We start from the raw sequence: 16,073 nt of genomic DNA on the forward strand, positions 1-16,073 counted from the left end.
AGTAATAAGTGCAAGAAGTTGAATCTTTGTGTAGCAAACTAATATCATTCCCAATTTACCGGGAAGCGATCGCCCGTTTCTTGAACAAACCGATCTAATTGCTCTAAAGTTAATGAACCGGGGAGCGGGTAGCGTGATGGAATAACTCGTTGTAAATCTGTGTAGTAGCGAATTAACGTGGCAAAGTTTCTAGGGAATTTATCTTCTTCCACTCCAATAAACTCACCGCGCTTGCGAGCTCGCCTAAAAACCTGACGCCAGGATTCAATGCTAGGTAAGCCAACCGCATCTACCCCGTGAGAGAAAAGGATCATGTAAATTTCATCGTAGGGATCGGTGTTTTCCAAATAATTTTCAATCCACTCTAGGGAAGGCTGCATATTAAACTTCATCCAAAATGGCACGGAACCAGTACGCAAAGCCCACATTGGCTCCAGAAGAATAAATGATTCCACCAGCAAACGATTAGCAAGCATACCGCGCTGTTTGTACCAGTGGCGATAAAGTTCAGCGACAAAAGGACTGAGATGCTCTGGTTCTTGAAAGACAATCCGCCGGATTTGATAGCCGCGATCGCGAGCAAAATTTTCTATATCATTGCGCAAGCTAGGCTCAAAACCCCATTCAGCTTCAGGGCGATCGCCATCGGGTGTCGGCGGATTCCATTGCCGCTTGGGTACGTTGTAACGCTCCAAGTAATCTGCCACGCGATCGCTACCGTGAATAAATTCTTCTGGTGTTGCACCACCCAGCGCCCCAAACTGGAAAATGTGGCGATCGCTAACTTGAGTTGTCGGCCAGGTGCGCTGACACTCGACAATGAAAATAGTGCCACCTCTGGGCAGACAGTTTTCCAAAAAGCGCTTGTAAGTTTCACCAAGGCGCAGGCGCTTGACGCGGAAATAATCCATACCCCGCAAAGTCAAACGATCTTGGTTGGGATCGTACATATGATGCAATACCAACTCTGGGTTAGCATCAAGGAGAGGCTTTGCTACTTGCCTACCCCACTCCATCGCCTCTTTGGGATTGTCTGGATTCATCTCCGGATGCAGAACCGGGATCATAAAGGTTTGTGGCAGCCAAGGCATATCCAATGCCGCGCTCAGGTGAACAAGCGCACCACTGGCAGAACCAATTGCAACTGCTGGATATTGGCGCTGGGGATATTGGCTCACCATCCACTGGGAGACTACCTCAGCACTTACATCTGATAACTGTTGGGGAAGAATTGCCTCGCCTGCACTGCCCAGTGTGTAGATGAATTCTTGAACTTGTTGGGGGAGCTTGTTAATCAAAGTTGCGATCGGTTCTGCGGCAGGTGGTGTTGTACCCATGCCAGGAAAATCTTCTCCCCGCAGATAAGCAGCAGTGGCACGCAGCATGGCTGAACCGGAATCAAAGTTGGCAATATAGGGCGGTGCAATCCTAAATTTTGCAGCCAAAGAAGCCATATTTCGATTAAACAAGGGTGTTTGCATTAAACCTCTCCTTTTTTTCTGTAGCGTCGATGAACGCTCTTGTCACACGGGATAGTTCTAAGGGTTTACTGTAATTGAGGGTATGTCCTCCGCTTGGAATTACAACCAGTCGAGCATCTGGTAAGAGATTGACGACTTCCTCAGTCCACTCTTGGGACACAACCGGATCTTCTTTACCGCGCACGACGAGAGTAGGCACACGCAGGTAGGGAAGTTTGGTTTCGATCCGATCTGTTAGCGCTATTTGCACGGTACGGGCAAAGCGTGGCAAGCCAGCCAGCCAGTAATCATAAATTTGAATGGGAGTTTGGGAAGGATCTTCTAAAGGAGAATTGAGTATAAAACGCCACAATTGCTGGGGTAAGTTGCGTGCGTGTCGATCAATTGTCGGCCCCTGCAAGACGGCTCGCTCAAGGCGATCGCTATGGCGCATGGCAAACTCTGCAATAATTTGACAGCCAAAGGAGTTACCGAGCATGGTTGCCCGCTCAATTCTCACCGCATCCATCCATCGGCATAAAGTGTCTGCCAACTCTGGCAACTCTAATACGTGCTTTGGCTTGTCACTTTCGCCATAACCAGGGAAATCTGGTGCATAGACACGGTAATAGGGAGCCAGCAACTCGGCAGTAGGAATCATATAACGGCTGGAAACTACCACCCCATGCACCAAAATCACCACAGGAGCATCCTGGGGAAGTACATCCACGGATACACGTGAATGCATCCACAAACCATCTACATTCGTGTACTGGCTTTCCAATCTTCCTTTGCGTAGGTTCATATTTTAGCTATTAGCCATTAACAATTAACTAAACTTAGTAAATCGGTATACCTAATACCTTTGCAGCCCGCCTTGCCAAGTCCCAAACATCTTGCGTTGTGATGCCGCCAGTACCCAACCAATTGCCACTGATACCTGTGTAATCTTGCATTGGCTCAAACAAATTGCCATCTGTTGGCATGGCTGGCTTGTAGTCTTGGAAGTGATCCTCATCGACTTGCCGTGCCATCATCCGCTCTTCTAAATCGGGTGCCAAGGTTTTTTCTAGGGCAAGAAGATAACCAGCTTGTCCGACGATGATTTCGCGCTGCGGTTTTTCTGCCAATCCAAGGATCGCTTCAGCGACTTCTTTGGCAGGGTATACAGGGCTGAGTGCTTTAGTTTTACGTCCGGTATAGTTAGCTGCGTGCTGAAATATCGGTGTATCTATGGAGGCTGGCAACACAGTGCAGACATGAATGTCGGGTGCGTTGTCTAGGTATAACTCCATACGTAGGGAATCGGAAAGACCACGAATTGCATATTTGCTAATAGTATAAGGGCTAGTGTATGGCTGACCGGTTATGGCTACAACCGAGGAAACATTAATCAAAGTACCGCTTCCCTGTTCGCGGAAATAAGGTAGGGCTGCACGCGCACCATGAATGTAACCAAATAAATTGGTATCGATTACCCGTCGAAAAGACTCCATCGGCACTTGCTCGAACCGACCAAACAAACTGACGGCGGCATTATTTACCCAAACATCTAAGCGACCAAAATTTTCAATTGCACGGCGTGCCAGTGATTGAACCTCTGATTCATTTGTTACATCAGTTGGCACAGCTAGAGCCTTTCCGCCCAAGCGATCGCACTCCTGGGCAACTTCCTGCAAAGCTGCTTCGCGTCGAGCTGCCAGCAGTAAAGTTGCACGTTGCCTGGCAAACTCCAATGCTGTGGCACGCCCAATTCCGCTTGAGGCACCCGTAATGACGATGACTGAATCTTTGATTGCTCGTGGCATATGGCTGACTCCTTATTTGCTGGCGATCGCGCTTGTTGAAAGTAAAGTCCACTTTTCTTAATGGAAATTTTTTATGCAATTAAATTTCCTCTTCCTAGCGAGTGAAATAGTCTCTTCACGCATTAAAAGAGGGCGGCTAATAATTTACAAAAATGATTAAAAAAATAAGGGAGTAAAATAAACAGGTGATAGAAGATAAGAAAAACTTAAACCTTACAATCAGTAAGTCGGCGAAAAAACACAATTATGTTAAGAAAGATAAGGCTAAAACCCTCTTCCCATCTGCCTTATCCCAACTATAAATATTTACACCGTTCAACTTAGTTCCTCTGTTTGATTGTCAAGATGACGAAATAGAAATAGCCAAACTGGCAAAGAACTGTTAATAGCAATAAGTCGCACTAAATGGCTTGCCGTGACAACTTCCACATTATGATTCAATGCCAGGGCCACTAAAATCATCTCTGCAGATCCTCCTGGTGCTGTTACCAAAAGACAGGTTAACCAATCCCAAGATGTTAGTTGCATGGCAAGCATAGCAGCGATAGCTCCTGTTGCGAGAGTCATTGCCACAGACATCAATGCATATCCTATAGTTCGTTTCTCTAAGACGGGTTTTTCACCCCAATACTCACCGATAGTAATCCCCAAAAGCATTTGGCCTAGTAAATTTACTAGAGGAGGGGGAATAAAGTTAACATCACCAATTAGATGCAACCAATTCAGCAAAGGATTAAATGCAATTCCAACCAGTAATGCTCCAAAAAAATCGCCAGCAGGAATTTTGCACAAAACAGCTAAATAAACTCCTAATCCGCACAAAAGCAGTGCCAACAAAAGTAATTCAATCCCAGATGCATCGAGACTGAGCAAGGCACCTGTAATAGAGCGTGGTTGTGGATAAATTAAATTACCAGAGTAAAATGTCTTAATAAATAACGGAATCAGAAAAACTACGCAAGTGACGCGAAGCGCTTGAACTAATGACACAAGGGAAACATTTCGATTGTAATCGGCGGCGATCGCTGACATTGGCCCTACACCACCAGGAACTGTAGCCAGCATCGCTGTCAACAAATTAGTATTGCTCAAATGAGAGTAAATGTAGCCAATTAGACTGCCACACAAAAGTAAGAATAAGGTGAGAAAAATAAAAACAGGAATACCAAACGCAGCACCAGCTAAATTACCGTGAGCAATGGAAAAGCCAACATTTAAGCCCACAAGCGCCATGCCGATTTTTCTGGCAGTTCGATTCGGTTTAGGAGAATAGTCGTAAAAAACCCGACAAATTTGCAGTATCGCCGCACCGGAGGCAATACCACCGAAGATCCAGGCAATTCCACCAACGTTGAAGTGAGAGAGGGCTAAACCTAAGGGTAAAGCTAAAAGCAGTTCTAACGCAAGGACTACTAGTTGCTTGAGAAATTGCTGTTGCTTAGTAACAACAAGATTTTCTGTTGTGCTGTCCTTACTTGTAGTAGGAGCAACGCTTAAGCTTTGATTCATTAGCAGGCGCTTTGTAAAGTTATTTTGCTATGTAACCAAGCTAGCGCGATCGCCTCACAGATGCAGTAACTTTGGTAGGATTTGCGATTTTTGCACAGATAGATGCGGGAATTAGAACTAATTGGGCGGACATAATTGAGATCCATCATTGATGTGGTGGTAAAATTATTGATAATAAATCGCATTTATCTAGCTCCACAATGACACTCATCCTCAGCCAATCAGACCTTGACGAACTGCACCAACAGGCTCCTGAACCCCAGTTTGAAAATCTCGTACTTGATAGCTTTGAGAGGCTTGAGGGAGTGCCGGAAATCTTGGGTCGGGGCTACTCTTGCAGTATGAAGCTATCGCCTGGGGTATGGTTGTCTTTCTCAGATTACGAATGTCATCAGGACTTGATAGTGAAAACACCTGTCCACAACCATCCGATTCAATTCACGATTTTCCTATCAGGCTGCCTTTATTTTGAGAATGTTCATCCTCATGTTATGGGTGGAACACGCAGTTATTTTTCGGGTAGCGGGATTTCGCCCTCTTACATTTGTAAAAATCGTGCTGGAGAGCGTTTAACTTGCGTAAATGTGGAAATTGAACCACAACTGATAGAATCGGTTTTTCTGGAGGATGGGCAGTACAGTTCTGATGTCCAGAAATTGCTGTTCAAAGGGGAAGACTGGAAACTCTCATTTTATCCCACCGTAACTCTAGCAATGCGATCGCTTGCTCAACAAATGTGGAATCCACCCTATCGCGGTGCAGCAAAGCGGATGTATTTTCAGGCGAAGGTGTTTGAAATAATAGCAATGTACCTAGATTTGATTTCGGTAGAGCAACAGCCAATTTATGACTTACCTGGGTTTAAACCTGACACTATCGCCCGCATTTACCACGCTAAAGAAATTTTGACAACACAACTTGAGCATCCGCCATCTCTGTGTGAACTAGCACAGCAGGTGGGAGTTAGTGTTCGCACTCTTCAGAGAGGTTTTACCGAACTTTTTAACACAACGGTGGTGGGCTATCTGACACAGCAACGGTTAGAGAATGCACAAAGGTTGTTGCGTCAAGGCGATCGTAAAGTGTCAGAGGTGCAAATCTAGTGGGGTATAGCCACCTAAGTCATTTTGCAGCAGCCTTCAAACGACGGTATGGTATCACACCCAGCCAATACTTGGCAGGGGAAAAAGCATTTTTCGGCTAGATAAATGGCATTTTTTGGATAGACACGCTGCAGTCAACTTTTCTACACTACACCTTATTGCTATCAAAAATAATTAGCAACAAAAGATTTGATTGCTGTGTGAGGAACTATGAGGGGTTGGTGTTTATCTGTTCGTCTATCTTTTTTAATCAGTCTTTCGGGATGTTTGAGTATTTTTGCAGTTTCATCGGTATCGGCACAGGAAAAACCTGTTGAGATATGTCCTAAATTTCACCCCACCCTAACCCTCCCCTTGCAAAGGGGAGGGAATAGTTTCCCCCCTTTGCAAGGGGGGATTAAGGGGGGTAATTCTTGCGCATACACGGTAGCTCAACAGGGAAGTATTGTCACCATCACGGGAGTGAAAGCAAATCCCACGGATAAAGGGGTGGAAGTGATTTTAGAGACTACCCTTGGTGAACAACTGCAAATTACAAATCGCAGTGCTGAGAATAACTTTATTGCAGATATTCCCAATGCTCAACTGCGTTTACCCAGTGGTGAGGCGTTCACATTTCGTTCGGAAAAACCAGTCGAGGGAATTACGGAAATAACGGTTACGAATATTGATGCAAATACTGTGCGGGTGACTGTGGTAGGTGTTGCAGCATTACCCACAGTTGAGTTATTTGATGATGATGCAGGGCTGGTTTTTGCGGTAGCATCTACGACAAAGGCGACACAAAACCCCACCCTTCCCTCCCCTTACCAAGGGGAGGACAGAGGGAGGGGTTGCCAACCGAAGAACAGCCAGCGAGTGAGACACCAGCAGCGCAGCAGGATGAGCCGATTGAGTTGGTGGTGACGGGAGAGCAAGATAGTTATCGCGTACCGAATACATCTGTGGGGACACGAACCGACACCCCCCTGCGCGACATTCCCCAATCGATTCAAGTTGTACCCCAAGAGGTGCTACGCGATCAAAATGTTACCGCTTACAATGAAGCCCTAAGAAACGTTCCTGGGGTAGCTCCATTCAATCCTTCACAAAGTGCAGGTGCCAACTTGATTGTTCGAGGCTTTCCTGACTTTAACTTTGCCAACAACTTCATTCTCAGGAATGGGTTGAGAGAGGCTGGACAGCTAGCTCCGGAAACTACCCCCGATCTCGAAAGAATTGAAGTGCTCAAAGGTCCGGCTTCCGTGCTTTACGGGGCAGGTAATCCAGGTGGAACCATTAACCTGGTGACGAAACAACCACTGCGCGACCCCTTCTATGCTGTTGATGCCACTATTGGCAGTTATGACTTATATCGGGGCGCTATTGATTTATCTGGACCCTTAAACGATTCCAGAACGGTTTTGTACCGACTGATTACCTCCTACCTGGACAGAGGTAGTTTTATAGATTTTTATGAGCGGGATCAATTCACTATTGCCCCCGTCGTAAGCGTAGCAATTGGAGAACGAACCCGTTTAATCTTAGAAGGCGGGTACACGGAGATAAATGATTCCAATTTTGTAGGTGTGCCAGCAGTCGGTACAGTACTGCCTAACCCCAATGGTCGCATTCCCCGCGATCGTCAGTTTGCAGATCCTGACTTTTTTCTAACTACTCAAACAGGCAGAATAGGATATCGCCTAGAGTATCAGTTCAGCGATAACTGGTCGTTACAAAATGCGTTTCAAACGAGATATCGTGACTTTGCTTACGCAGATGGGAAGTTCTTATTTCAAGCTACTAGTCTGGCTGCTGACAATCGAACGTTAAACGGCATATTTATTGACCTTGAAGAAAGGGAGGAATTCTACGACTTAAATGTTAATTTGACTGGGAAATTTTTAACAGGTTCAATTCAACATCAAATAGCCGTCGGTGTTGATTTGGGGCGGTATGACTTTAGCGGCAATACTTCTTTAGCTCCTGGCTCATTCGACTTGTTCAACCCTGTGTATATAGAGCCTGCTGCTGAATCTTTCAATCTTGTTGGTATTAATTCAAGCTTAACAGACACTTTAGGAATTTATATTCAAGACCAAGTGACACTGGCTCCTAATCTCAAGTTTTTGTTGGGCGGACGGTTTGATCTGTTTGAGCAAACTGATCGAGATTTTCTGAGAGATACTAGAACCAGTCAATCGGGGAATGCCTTCAGTCCGCGTGCAGGCATTGTTTATCAGCCGATTGAACCGATTTCTCTTTATGCCAGCTACAGTCGCTCATTTAGACCAGTTACTGGACGTAGTTTTGAGGATGATGTATTTCAACCAGAACGTGGTACTCAGTATGAAGTGGGAGTCAAGGCTGATTTGAATGACCGATTTTCAACGACCCTTGCCTTTTATGACCTGACCCGCTCCAATGTCACAACGGATGATACTAGACCCGGTGTACCATCCGGCTTTTCGATTCAGACTGGGGAGCAGTGTAGCCGAGGCGTTGAACTGAGTGTTCAAGGTGAAATCTTGCCAGGATGGAACATTATTGCAGGCTATGCCTACACCGATGCCAGGATTACCCAAGACAATACACTTCCTGTAGGCAATCGGTTGCGTAACGTCCCAGAAAATGCCTTGAATCTGTGGACAACCTATGAACTCCAAGAAGGTAATTTACAAGGGTTAGGCTTTGGTTTGGGATTATTTTATGTAGGAGAGCGGCAAGTGGATTTAGACAATAGCCTGGAACTCCCAAGTTATCTGCGGACGGATGCAGCAATTTTTTACAGGAGAGAACGCTTCCGTGCTGCCCTTAATTTTAGAAATCTATTCGATGTCGATTATTTTGAAAGTGCCTTTGGTATATTGCTGGTTAATCGTGGTGAGCCGTTCACAGTGCAGGGTACGATTTCGTGGCAGTTTTGACCCCACCCCAACCCTCCCCTTGCAAAAGCTACGGTGTGTACACAAGTTATCGAATCATAACCAGTCTCTTGTTTACTCCACCCTAACCCTCCCCTTGTGAAGGGGAGGGAGCCGGAACTCCGGTTTCCCCCCTTTTTAAGGCTACGGTGTACACACAAGTTATCGAATCGCTACCAGCCCTCGAATTACCCCACCCTAACCTTCCCCTTTCCAAGGGGAGGGAACTGGATTTTCCGGTTTCCCCCCTTTCCAAGGGGGGATTAAGGGGGGTAGAGATTAGTCAATACACAACAGGGAATAATAAACAGAAATAAACCCATGCCAACAACTAATGACCAAACTCTACAACAAAACCTCCGAACTGGAAAAACGGCGTAATCTCCGTAATAACTTAACTCCAGCCGAAACCAAAATTTGGGCAAAGCTCAGAGGACGACAAGTTGAAAATTGTAAATTTCGCAGACAATACAGTATCGGTGCATTTGTAGTTGATTTCTATGTACCTGAACTCAAATTAGCGATTGAAATTGATGGGGATAGTCACTTTCAACCTGACGCAATTGAATATGACAAAGAACGACAACTATTTTTGGAAGCGAAGGGAATTGGGTGGTGAGGTTTACCAATGAACAGGTATATCAACAATTGGATGAAGTGGTGGAGGCGATCGCTCAGACGATTCGTCAATTGCGAGGATCGACCCCACCCTAACCCTCCCCTTGCAAAGGGGAGGGAATTGGAGTCAACTTCTTCCCCCCTTTATAAGGGGGGACTGAGGGGGGTAAAGCAACAACTATTACTAGCACTACTTACAATTGGGATCGCCTCAGCCTGTAGCAGCACGGCGATTGAGCATACCGTAATGCTGAGTATTAAATCACCCTCAACTCCTTGTCGAGTCGTGGAACACCTGATGGGGGAAACCTGTGTTCCCAATCACCCTAAGCGGGTCATCGTCCTTTCTGACACCAGCTTGCTAAGTAATGCGTTTACTTTGGGTATTAAACCCATTGCTAGTAGTGTTATACTAATTGATTTGAATGCAAACTATCCAACAGAACAAGCTCACCTGGGAGAAGAGATAAAAGAGGTTCAGCAAGTAGGATTGGTGCTTAACCCTAATATAGAGAAAATCTTACTACTTAAGCCTGATTTAATTTTGGTTTGGGAACCTACTAAAAAAATATACCCTTTGCTTTCTCAAATTGCACCTACAGTTGTGGTTCCTTTTGATATGCCTAATTGGAAAGAACCTAAGTGGAAAGATAAATTTAGATTTATCGCTGAGGTGTTAGGAAAAGAAGCAGTAGCGCAGGAAGTAATGAATCAGTATAATCAGCGAGTTGAGGAATTAAAAGTAGTCTTAGGCAATCGCTATAAAAATCAAACTGTTTCTGTGGCTATTGTTCTTAATTCTTACAGTATTGTTGCTGTTAAAAACTCATTCATCGGCTCTATCCTCAATGAACTAGGGCTGCAACGACCACCAGCACAAAATGTCGTTGTATCTCGTGGTTATAGTCATGAACTCTCCCACGAAAGACTTGATGTGTTAGATGGTGATATTTTATTTTTGCCGGTTTTTAGTGTAAATAAAGAAGCTTATGAAAGGTTAAAACACAAACCCCTTTGGAAAAAACTCAAGGCTGTTCAAAAAGGGCAAGTTTATCTCGTTGATTGGTGGTCATGGATAGCATGGCAAGATCCGCCTGCTGCTAATGCCGTGATTGATGACTTATATAAATACTTAGTTAATACTCCTTAAACCGATACCTAAACATACATTATTAATCTATTTCAGGATTGCGTCGCACTAGTTGGGTACGATACACCGGACTAAGATGTTCATCCAACAGATACCGAATCGCCATTAGCTTTTCTGTAACTGCTTGAGTGCCTGTTCTTCTCGCATTTGCCGAAATCTTATTCTGGCAGGTGAAGGATTTCGCTCTTGTTCTTCACGTATGGTTCGAGAAAACTCTAGCCAATCTGCCAGATACGCATTAACCTGTGAGCGGTGATGCAAGTAATACAAGATGGTGGCGTAAACCTGTTCGAGTGTCACCGTATGAAATTGCTCGGCGATTTTTTCTTCTGGTGTTTTGCAGCGATAGATGTACTCGTATAAAATCGTCTCAATACCAATCCGTGTTCCTTTTAGCCGGATATCATCCGGTGCCAACACACTGAAGTAGTCTTCTAGTTGCATGAAGCAAGCCTTTACAAATATTCTACGCGATTCTTCAACTCCTCTACCGTCACCACCTCATACAGCAAAATCAGCATCCGAATCAAATAGCCAATGGATTTTGTATCTTTCTGACAATAGACGATTCCACAATGTTCACTGCCTTGGCTACTGAGAATCAGAAAATCATCATGGGTTACCAAAACACGGGATTCAGCCTTAGCACTAACTGAGCCAGATCACTTCTAGATAAAAGTTTCGCTTCTTGAGAGGTCGTCACATCAATGCCAACTTGTCTCAGCCCCAATGCGATCGCAGGATCTACATTTTCATCTAAATGGAAACGAATGCGCTCAAACATAGTCCCTAGCTGCACTCAATTTTTCTTGCAGCAAAGAAGGCTGCTTGATTCTTTCTGCCTCAGCCAACGCTTCTGCTTCCATCGTTCGTCTGTCAATTTCTTGCCGATGCTCGAAATAAAACGCCATTGCCATGTACACCGCCGCCAAAGGCAATTGATACTTCCCTGCAATCTCTTCCAAAGACTGACCCATGCGGAGATACATCATCGCCACATCTGCCACAGTGATTCTCGTTCCAGTGATACAGGGTTTACCACTGCGGACTCCATCCACGATCTCAATGTATTGGTGCAAATTATTTTTCATCTCGCTATTGCGGCTCAGTTTATGCCTTATCTCAATTTTAAGTAACTAATAGTCAACCTCCGCAACGGCAAGCAAAATCATTCCTTGCGATCGCCCACATAACCAATTCCTAACCACCAAACTGCTTCTCCATTTGCAGATATTTGGGAACACCCATCAGTTGTTGAAAATCTTTAAACTTAACCAAATCTTGTAAATTAGCTGTAGTTCCCTGTTCTTTAATGTGCCGCAAGCAAGCAGTCATAGTCTGCGTTACTGCTAAAACAGCAGTGACTGGAAAAAATACTATCTTAAAACCCAACTGCTGTAACTCGGAAGCAGAAATCTGAGGAGTTTTGCCACCTTCAACAATGTTTGCAATCAGTGGCACATTTGGGAAAGCAGAGGCTATTGCTTGTAGTTCCTCAACAGATTGGGGTGCTTCCACAAATAGTGCATCTGCCCCAGCTTCTATGTATGTACTGCCACGCCGAATTGCTTCCTCTAAACCTAATTGGGCACGAGCATCAGTACGGGCAATAATCACCAAACCGCTATCACCCCTTGCCTGTACTGCCGCCCGAATTTTTCCTGCGTGTTCTGCCATCGAAATGACTCGTTTCCCCTCGAAATGACCGCATTTTTTCGGCCATTCTTGATCTTCTAAAATCACTCCTGCTACACCTAACTGTACGGCATCTTTGACGGTACGCATTACGTTCAAAGCATTGCCATAGCCAGTATCTAAATCGGCAATCAACGGAATGCTTACTGACTGAGCAATTCGCCCGACAGTGTATAGCATTTCTGTGACAGTCAGAAAACCATAATCTGGTAAACCAAGTGTGGAAGCAGCTATACCAAAGCCACTGGTAGCAACAACATCAAAGCCCAATTGTTCCACTAGCTTGGCTCCCAGACAGTCGTAAACTCCAGGAATCACAAGAATTTCCGGACGTGCAAGCAACTGTCGCAGTTTTTGTCCAGAAGTTTGCTCAACGCCTGATGGCATATACTCAAAGCTTGACGGCATCTAAAGTTTGCTGACTCAGCATAACATGGGAGTGCTTTGCAAACTATAACTTTGGGAATCAAGATTTCAACAGTTTGACGCTTATTGTTAAAAGTAATCAAATCGCCAGAGCAGGCGATCGCTTCACAAGGGTATCAGCTTGTAGAAATAATATTATCAGTATTGATATCATCTCTGAGAATTTAAACTTTAGATTTTGCAATAAGTTTCAACTTATTTGTAATAAAAATAAATTATTTTTATTATGTTTATAAATGAAATAATCTCATCAGCATCTATAACAACCCTAAATGATTCATGAAATAATCTCGTTGTATACTTTGTGGTTCGTTACAGATAAAAATTATTTCTGCTTTACTGTTAATTGAGGTGCATTATGTCTGAAAATTCTCTACTAGATAAAGTCATAAAAAATGTTCGAGTAGTGCGTCCCAACCAAAATTATATTGAAACACTCGATATTGGCATTAAAAATGGCAAGTTTGCCCAAATAGCACCTCAAATCAGTCCAGAACAAACCAAAGAAGTCTTTGATGCTAAGAATTTATTGGGTTTTCCTGGCATTGTCGATGCTCATATGCACATTGGTATTTACCAACCTCTAGCACAGGATGCAGTGAGCGAAAGTAAAGCAGCAGCAATGGGAGGTGTTACCACTAGCTTAAATTACATTCGCACAGGTCAGTATTACTTGAACAAAGGTGGTTCCTATGGAGATTTTTTCCCAGAGGTTCTAACTTTATCTAAAGATAATTTTTATGTTGATTACAGCTATCACATTGCACCTATTGCTAGCCAGCATATTGATGAGATGGCTATGCTCTTTGAAGAATATGGTATTTCCTCGTTCAAAATCTTCATGTTCTATGGTGGTTACGGGCTGCATGGATTGTCAGAGAAACAAAACTTGTTTTTGATGATTAATAAAGAAGAGCGCTACGACTTTGCACATTTTGAATTCATCATGCGTAGTTTGACTGGCTTGATGGAGAAACACCCAGATAAGCGAGACAGCATTAGCTTGAGTTTGCATTGTGAAGTTGCGGAAATTCTTAACGCTTACACCAAAATTGTTCAGCAACAAAATACTCTCACTGGCTTGCACGCTTACAGTGCAGCCCGCCCGCCTCATTCTGAAGGCTTGGCAATCTGCATTGCTTCTTATTTGGCACACGAAACAAATTGTGCCAACATCAATTTGCTGCACCTGAGTTCTCGCAAAGCGATGGAAGCAGCTTTAACTATGCAGGTGGCTTTTCCTCACATCAACTTTCGCCGGGAAGTAACCGTCGGGCATTTGCTTTTAGATGTGGATACTCCCAATGGCACCTGGGCAAAGGTGAATCCGCCGATTCGTCCCCGCGCTGATGTAGAATTCTTATGGCAAGCAGTGCTGAATCGCCAGGTTGATTGGATTGTCAGCGATCACGCTTGTTGTTCGGCAGAACAAAAAAGAAGTGCTTTAGAACCGAATAATATTTGGCTAGCAAAATCTGGATTTGGTGGTACAGAATACTTGCTTTCGGGTGTCTTCAGCGAAGGTAGCAAGCGCGGTATGAGTTACAATCACATGGCAGAATTATTGTCTTGGAATCCTGCCCAGCGCTTTGGACTTTTTGAGAAAGGCGATATTGCTGTTGGCTATGATGCTGACTTGGTGCTTTTAGATCCAAATGAAAGCTTTGTGGTGCGTGCTAGTGAATCTCAGTCTCAACAAGGATATACACCTTTTGAAGGTGCTGAGTTAACTGGTAGAGTCAAGCATACATTTTTGCGCGGTCATTTAATCTACGACAAAACAGAGGTAGTTGGTTCACCAATTGGACAGTATTTGAAAAGAAATATCCGCAGGGTATAAATTTAAGTCTAGGTAATAACCGTTTTGGGATAATCTTCATAATTAGCGATCGCTTGCAGGCATCCATCATCTACATGGCTACAGAATTTTTACTCAGTAATTACAATCCGTAGCGATGATGGGTTATTGAGTCTATATAGATATATTTGCTCCGGAAATTCCAGGCTAAGGATTTATGGAAATATTAAGATATGTGAGTCAATGTTGCACTAAATTACATACGTCGTGATTGTATCCCTAGTTGATCTATTAAACTTTTCAACACTAAGGACAAGATTATGCCGTTTTTGCTGATTCGAGGGACTTTTGAACCAACCAGCGGGGTTCCTGATGGAGATTCAGTTCGGTTTCAGGCAGAGAATGATACATTGTTTGATAAGTTAGAAGGGCGAATTGAATTCAAGAGTGGTGGACAAGTTCAGCTACGCTACGAAGGTATCGATGCTCTTGAAAAAGCAGCGATTCAACCCTTTTCCTCAAACGCGACTAAACGGAATATCGAGTTACTTGGGGGTGAGCAATCCGGATTACCTGGATATATTTTATCCAGCCATGCTGATGGCAATGGGCGCCCTGTTTGCTTTGTCTTTACTGGCGCTCCACCAGATTGGGACAATACGGCAAGAGGGGATGAACTTCAAGCTGACTTGCTGCGTCAAAGTGTCAACTACAAGTTGCTCCAAGAGGGTTATGTCTACCCGATGTTTTATGAAACTCTTTATAAAGAGTTGCGCGATGAGATGGTGGCTGCAACTAAGGAAGCACGAGCAGCAAATCGAGAAACTTGGGCTGGTGATCGCTCAACGGAAGGATTTGAAGTAAATATCCCTCCCGATCTCTCAGCGTTACCACCGATATTTCCAAAACTGTGGCGGCGGCTGCAATCGTTTTATCAACGTCGCTCTAACCGCAATAAAGGAATTGAGGCGTTTGTTCGAGAGTTATCGAGAGGAAAAGATCGGCTTTTTACCATTCCCGATCAACGTTGGATTAAGTTTTCTACTGCACTGGAAGTAGACGGAAACAATATAAAAATGCTGTACAAACCTGAGGAAATGGTGTTTGAGTCGGATGTTCGCTTAGAACGTCTGGCTGCTAGTATCGCTACCTCCTCTATCTTTGCATAGGCAGTGTTTACCACGGCTTGCAGAACGCTAGGGGCTATAGAAATCGCTGCTCAAGGCTGCGACGTTTCAAATCAGACGGGGCAGATATCCAAGGTAATGCTCAGTCTGTAACGTGAGATGAATACTAGTTTGCCACGCAAATTTTAAGCTCATCCCCCAGACTTCAGTCGGGGGGATTTCGCGGGCATCGGGAATTGGGAATTGGGCATTGGCCAATGCATGAATGCCCCTTGCCCCAAGACGACGGACGACGATTCTGAGCGCCCCTTAAAGGAACGGGCTTCCCCGTCGTCTTTTGGTGAGAGGTTATAGATCCCCGGCTTTTTCAAAAAAGTCGGGGATCTAAATAGCAGCAAGAGCGATCGCACAGTCTGAGGTATTCCTGATATTCAGACATAAATATGATGAAGTTTATGAATTGATTGCTAGTTAGT

Annotated in this window: 16 protein-coding genes and 2 pseudogenes; 8 read left to right on the forward strand and 10 right to left on the reverse strand. The window is 44.3% G+C overall.

What is annotated here, in order from left to right; all coding sequences use genetic code 11:
* Positions 1-44: 44 nt before the first annotated feature.
* The 5 genes from QUB80_RS17675 to QUB80_RS17695 form a co-directional block, all read right to left on the reverse strand.
* Positions 45-1,481 (reverse strand): hypothetical protein, encoded by a 1,437-nt coding sequence (locus QUB80_RS17675; RefSeq protein WP_289790824.1) that lies wholly within the window; start codon positions 1,479-1,481, stop codon positions 45-47.
* Complete coding sequence (locus QUB80_RS17680) at positions 1,462-2,265, reverse strand: alpha/beta fold hydrolase (RefSeq protein ID WP_289790825.1); 804 nt, start codon at positions 2,263-2,265, stop codon at positions 1,462-1,464. The genes QUB80_RS17675 and QUB80_RS17680 overlap by 20 nt, the downstream gene beginning before the upstream one ends.
* 34 nt (positions 2,266-2,299) lie before the next feature.
* Positions 2,300-3,268 (reverse strand): SDR family oxidoreductase, encoded by a 969-nt coding sequence (locus tag QUB80_RS17685; protein ID WP_289790826.1) that lies wholly within the window; start codon positions 3,266-3,268, stop codon positions 2,300-2,302.
* Between the two features lie 315 nt (positions 3,269-3,583).
* Positions 3,584-4,777: an AbrB family transcriptional regulator gene (locus tag QUB80_RS17690; RefSeq protein ID WP_289790827.1), complete on the reverse strand. Its 1,194-nt coding sequence runs from the start codon at positions 4,775-4,777 to the stop codon at positions 3,584-3,586.
* A complete protein-coding gene (locus tag QUB80_RS17695; RefSeq protein ID WP_289790828.1) occupies positions 4,777-4,962 on the reverse strand; it encodes a hypothetical protein in 186 nt (61 codons plus the stop codon). The genes QUB80_RS17690 and QUB80_RS17695 overlap by 1 nt, the downstream gene beginning before the upstream one ends.
* Before the next feature lie 156 nt (positions 4,963-5,118).
* Between QUB80_RS17695 and QUB80_RS35250 the strand changes: the two are divergent.
* The 6 genes and pseudogenes from QUB80_RS35250 to QUB80_RS17720 all read left to right on the forward strand — a co-directional run.
* Positions 5,119-5,894, forward strand: a pseudogene (locus QUB80_RS35250) (helix-turn-helix transcriptional regulator); the annotation flags it as partial.
* On the forward strand, positions 5,880-5,981 hold the full coding sequence (locus QUB80_RS17705; RefSeq protein ID WP_289790978.1) for a helix-turn-helix domain-containing protein: 102 nt from the start codon (positions 5,880-5,882) through the stop codon (positions 5,979-5,981). The pseudogene QUB80_RS35250 and the gene QUB80_RS17705, both read left to right, overlap by 15 nt.
* A 109-nt stretch (positions 5,982-6,090) precedes the next feature.
* Positions 6,091-6,786, forward strand: a complete 696-nt coding sequence (locus tag QUB80_RS35255) for an AMIN domain-containing protein (RefSeq protein ID WP_502875305.1) — start codon at positions 6,091-6,093, stop codon at positions 6,784-6,786.
* On the forward strand, positions 6,714-8,786 hold the full coding sequence (locus QUB80_RS17710) for a TonB-dependent siderophore receptor (protein ID WP_502875306.1): 2,073 nt from the start codon (positions 6,714-6,716) through the stop codon (positions 8,784-8,786). The genes QUB80_RS35255 and QUB80_RS17710 overlap by 73 nt, the downstream gene beginning before the upstream one ends.
* 331 nt (positions 8,787-9,117) lie before the next feature.
* Positions 9,118-9,497, forward strand: a pseudogene (locus tag QUB80_RS17715) (endonuclease domain-containing protein).
* A complete protein-coding gene (locus QUB80_RS17720) occupies positions 9,412-10,551 on the forward strand; it encodes an iron-siderophore ABC transporter substrate-binding protein (RefSeq protein WP_289790830.1) in 1,140 nt (379 codons plus the stop codon). Before QUB80_RS17715 ends, QUB80_RS17720 begins: the two are co-directional and overlap by 86 nt.
* 105 nt (positions 10,552-10,656) lie before the next feature.
* Here the strand turns inward: QUB80_RS17720 and QUB80_RS17725 are convergent, their stop codons facing one another.
* From QUB80_RS17725 to QUB80_RS17745, 5 genes are all read right to left on the reverse strand, one after another.
* Positions 10,657-10,995 carry a DUF433 domain-containing protein gene (locus tag QUB80_RS17725; protein WP_289790831.1) on the reverse strand — a complete coding sequence of 113 codons (339 nt, stop codon included), beginning with the start codon at positions 10,993-10,995 and terminating at the stop codon, positions 10,657-10,659.
* An 11-nt stretch (positions 10,996-11,006) separates the two neighbouring features.
* Positions 11,007-11,177, reverse strand: coding sequence for a hypothetical protein (locus tag QUB80_RS17730; protein WP_289790832.1), 171 nt, complete (start codon positions 11,175-11,177; stop codon positions 11,007-11,009).
* Positions 11,171-11,335, reverse strand: a complete 165-nt coding sequence (locus QUB80_RS17735; RefSeq protein ID WP_289790833.1) for a hypothetical protein — start codon at positions 11,333-11,335, stop codon at positions 11,171-11,173. The genes QUB80_RS17730 and QUB80_RS17735 overlap by 7 nt, the downstream gene beginning before the upstream one ends.
* Positions 11,328-11,642, reverse strand: coding sequence for a DUF433 domain-containing protein (locus QUB80_RS17740; protein ID WP_289790834.1), 315 nt, complete (start codon positions 11,640-11,642; stop codon positions 11,328-11,330). Before QUB80_RS17740 ends, QUB80_RS17735 begins: the two co-directional genes overlap by 8 nt.
* A 109-nt stretch (positions 11,643-11,751) precedes the next feature.
* A complete protein-coding gene (locus QUB80_RS17745) occupies positions 11,752-12,633 on the reverse strand; it encodes an isocitrate lyase/PEP mutase family protein (RefSeq protein WP_289790979.1) in 882 nt (293 codons plus the stop codon).
* Positions 12,634-13,030: 397 nt separating this feature from the next.
* Here QUB80_RS17745 and QUB80_RS17750 point away from each other — a divergent pair, with 397 nt between their 5' ends.
* Positions 13,031-14,512: an amidohydrolase family protein gene (locus QUB80_RS17750; protein ID WP_289790835.1), complete on the forward strand. Its 1,482-nt coding sequence runs from the start codon at positions 13,031-13,033 to the stop codon at positions 14,510-14,512.
* Positions 14,513-14,790: 278 nt separating this feature from the next.
* Entirely contained in the window at positions 14,791-15,639 is an 849-nt protein-coding gene (locus QUB80_RS17755; protein ID WP_289790836.1) for a thermonuclease family protein, read from the forward strand.
* Positions 15,640-16,073: the final 434 nt, after the last annotated feature.

The sequence above is a fragment of the Chlorogloeopsis sp. ULAP01 genome (assembly GCF_030381805.1).
In the GTDB taxonomy this organism is placed as follows: Bacteria; Cyanobacteriota; Cyanobacteriia; order Cyanobacteriales; family Nostocaceae; genus Chlorogloeopsis.

What these genes read in the sequence shown, in the direction of transcription:
- QUB80_RS17675 (WP_289790824.1), bottom strand. Translation starts at nt 1,481, where the DNA reads ATGCAAACACCCTTGTTTAATCGAAATATGGCTTCTTTGGCTGCAAAA.
- QUB80_RS17680 (WP_289790825.1), bottom strand. Translation starts at nt 2,265, where the DNA reads ATGAACCTACGCAAAGGAAGATTGGAAAGCCAGTACACGAATGTAGAT.
- QUB80_RS17685 (WP_289790826.1), bottom strand. Translation starts at nt 3,268, where the DNA reads ATGCCACGAGCAATCAAAGATTCAGTCATCGTCATTACGGGTGCCTCA.
- QUB80_RS17690 (WP_289790827.1), bottom strand. Translation starts at nt 4,777, where the DNA reads ATGAATCAAAGCTTAAGCGTTGCTCCTACTACAAGTAAGGACAGCACA.
- QUB80_RS17695 (WP_289790828.1), bottom strand. Translation starts at nt 4,962, where the DNA reads ATGCGATTTATTATCAATAATTTTACCACCACATCAATGATGGATCTC.
- QUB80_RS35255 (WP_502875305.1), top strand. Translation starts at nt 6,091, where the DNA reads ATGAGGGGTTGGTGTTTATCTGTTCGTCTATCTTTTTTAATCAGTCTT.
- QUB80_RS17720 (WP_289790830.1), top strand. Translation starts at nt 9,412, where the DNA reads ATGAACAGGTATATCAACAATTGGATGAAGTGGTGGAGGCGATCGCTC.
- QUB80_RS17725 (WP_289790831.1), bottom strand. Translation starts at nt 10,995, where the DNA reads ATGCAACTAGAAGACTACTTCAGTGTGTTGGCACCGGATGATATCCGG.
- QUB80_RS17735 (WP_289790833.1), bottom strand. Translation starts at nt 11,335, where the DNA reads ATGTTTGAGCGCATTCGTTTCCATTTAGATGAAAATGTAGATCCTGCG.
- QUB80_RS17740 (WP_289790834.1), bottom strand. Translation starts at nt 11,642, where the DNA reads ATGAAAAATAATTTGCACCAATACATTGAGATCGTGGATGGAGTCCGC.
- QUB80_RS17745 (WP_289790979.1), bottom strand. Translation starts at nt 12,633, where the DNA reads ATGCCATCAGGCGTTGAGCAAACTTCTGGACAAAAACTGCGACAGTTG.
- QUB80_RS17750 (WP_289790835.1), top strand. Translation starts at nt 13,031, where the DNA reads ATGTCTGAAAATTCTCTACTAGATAAAGTCATAAAAAATGTTCGAGTA.
- QUB80_RS17755 (WP_289790836.1), top strand. Translation starts at nt 14,791, where the DNA reads ATGCCGTTTTTGCTGATTCGAGGGACTTTTGAACCAACCAGCGGGGTT.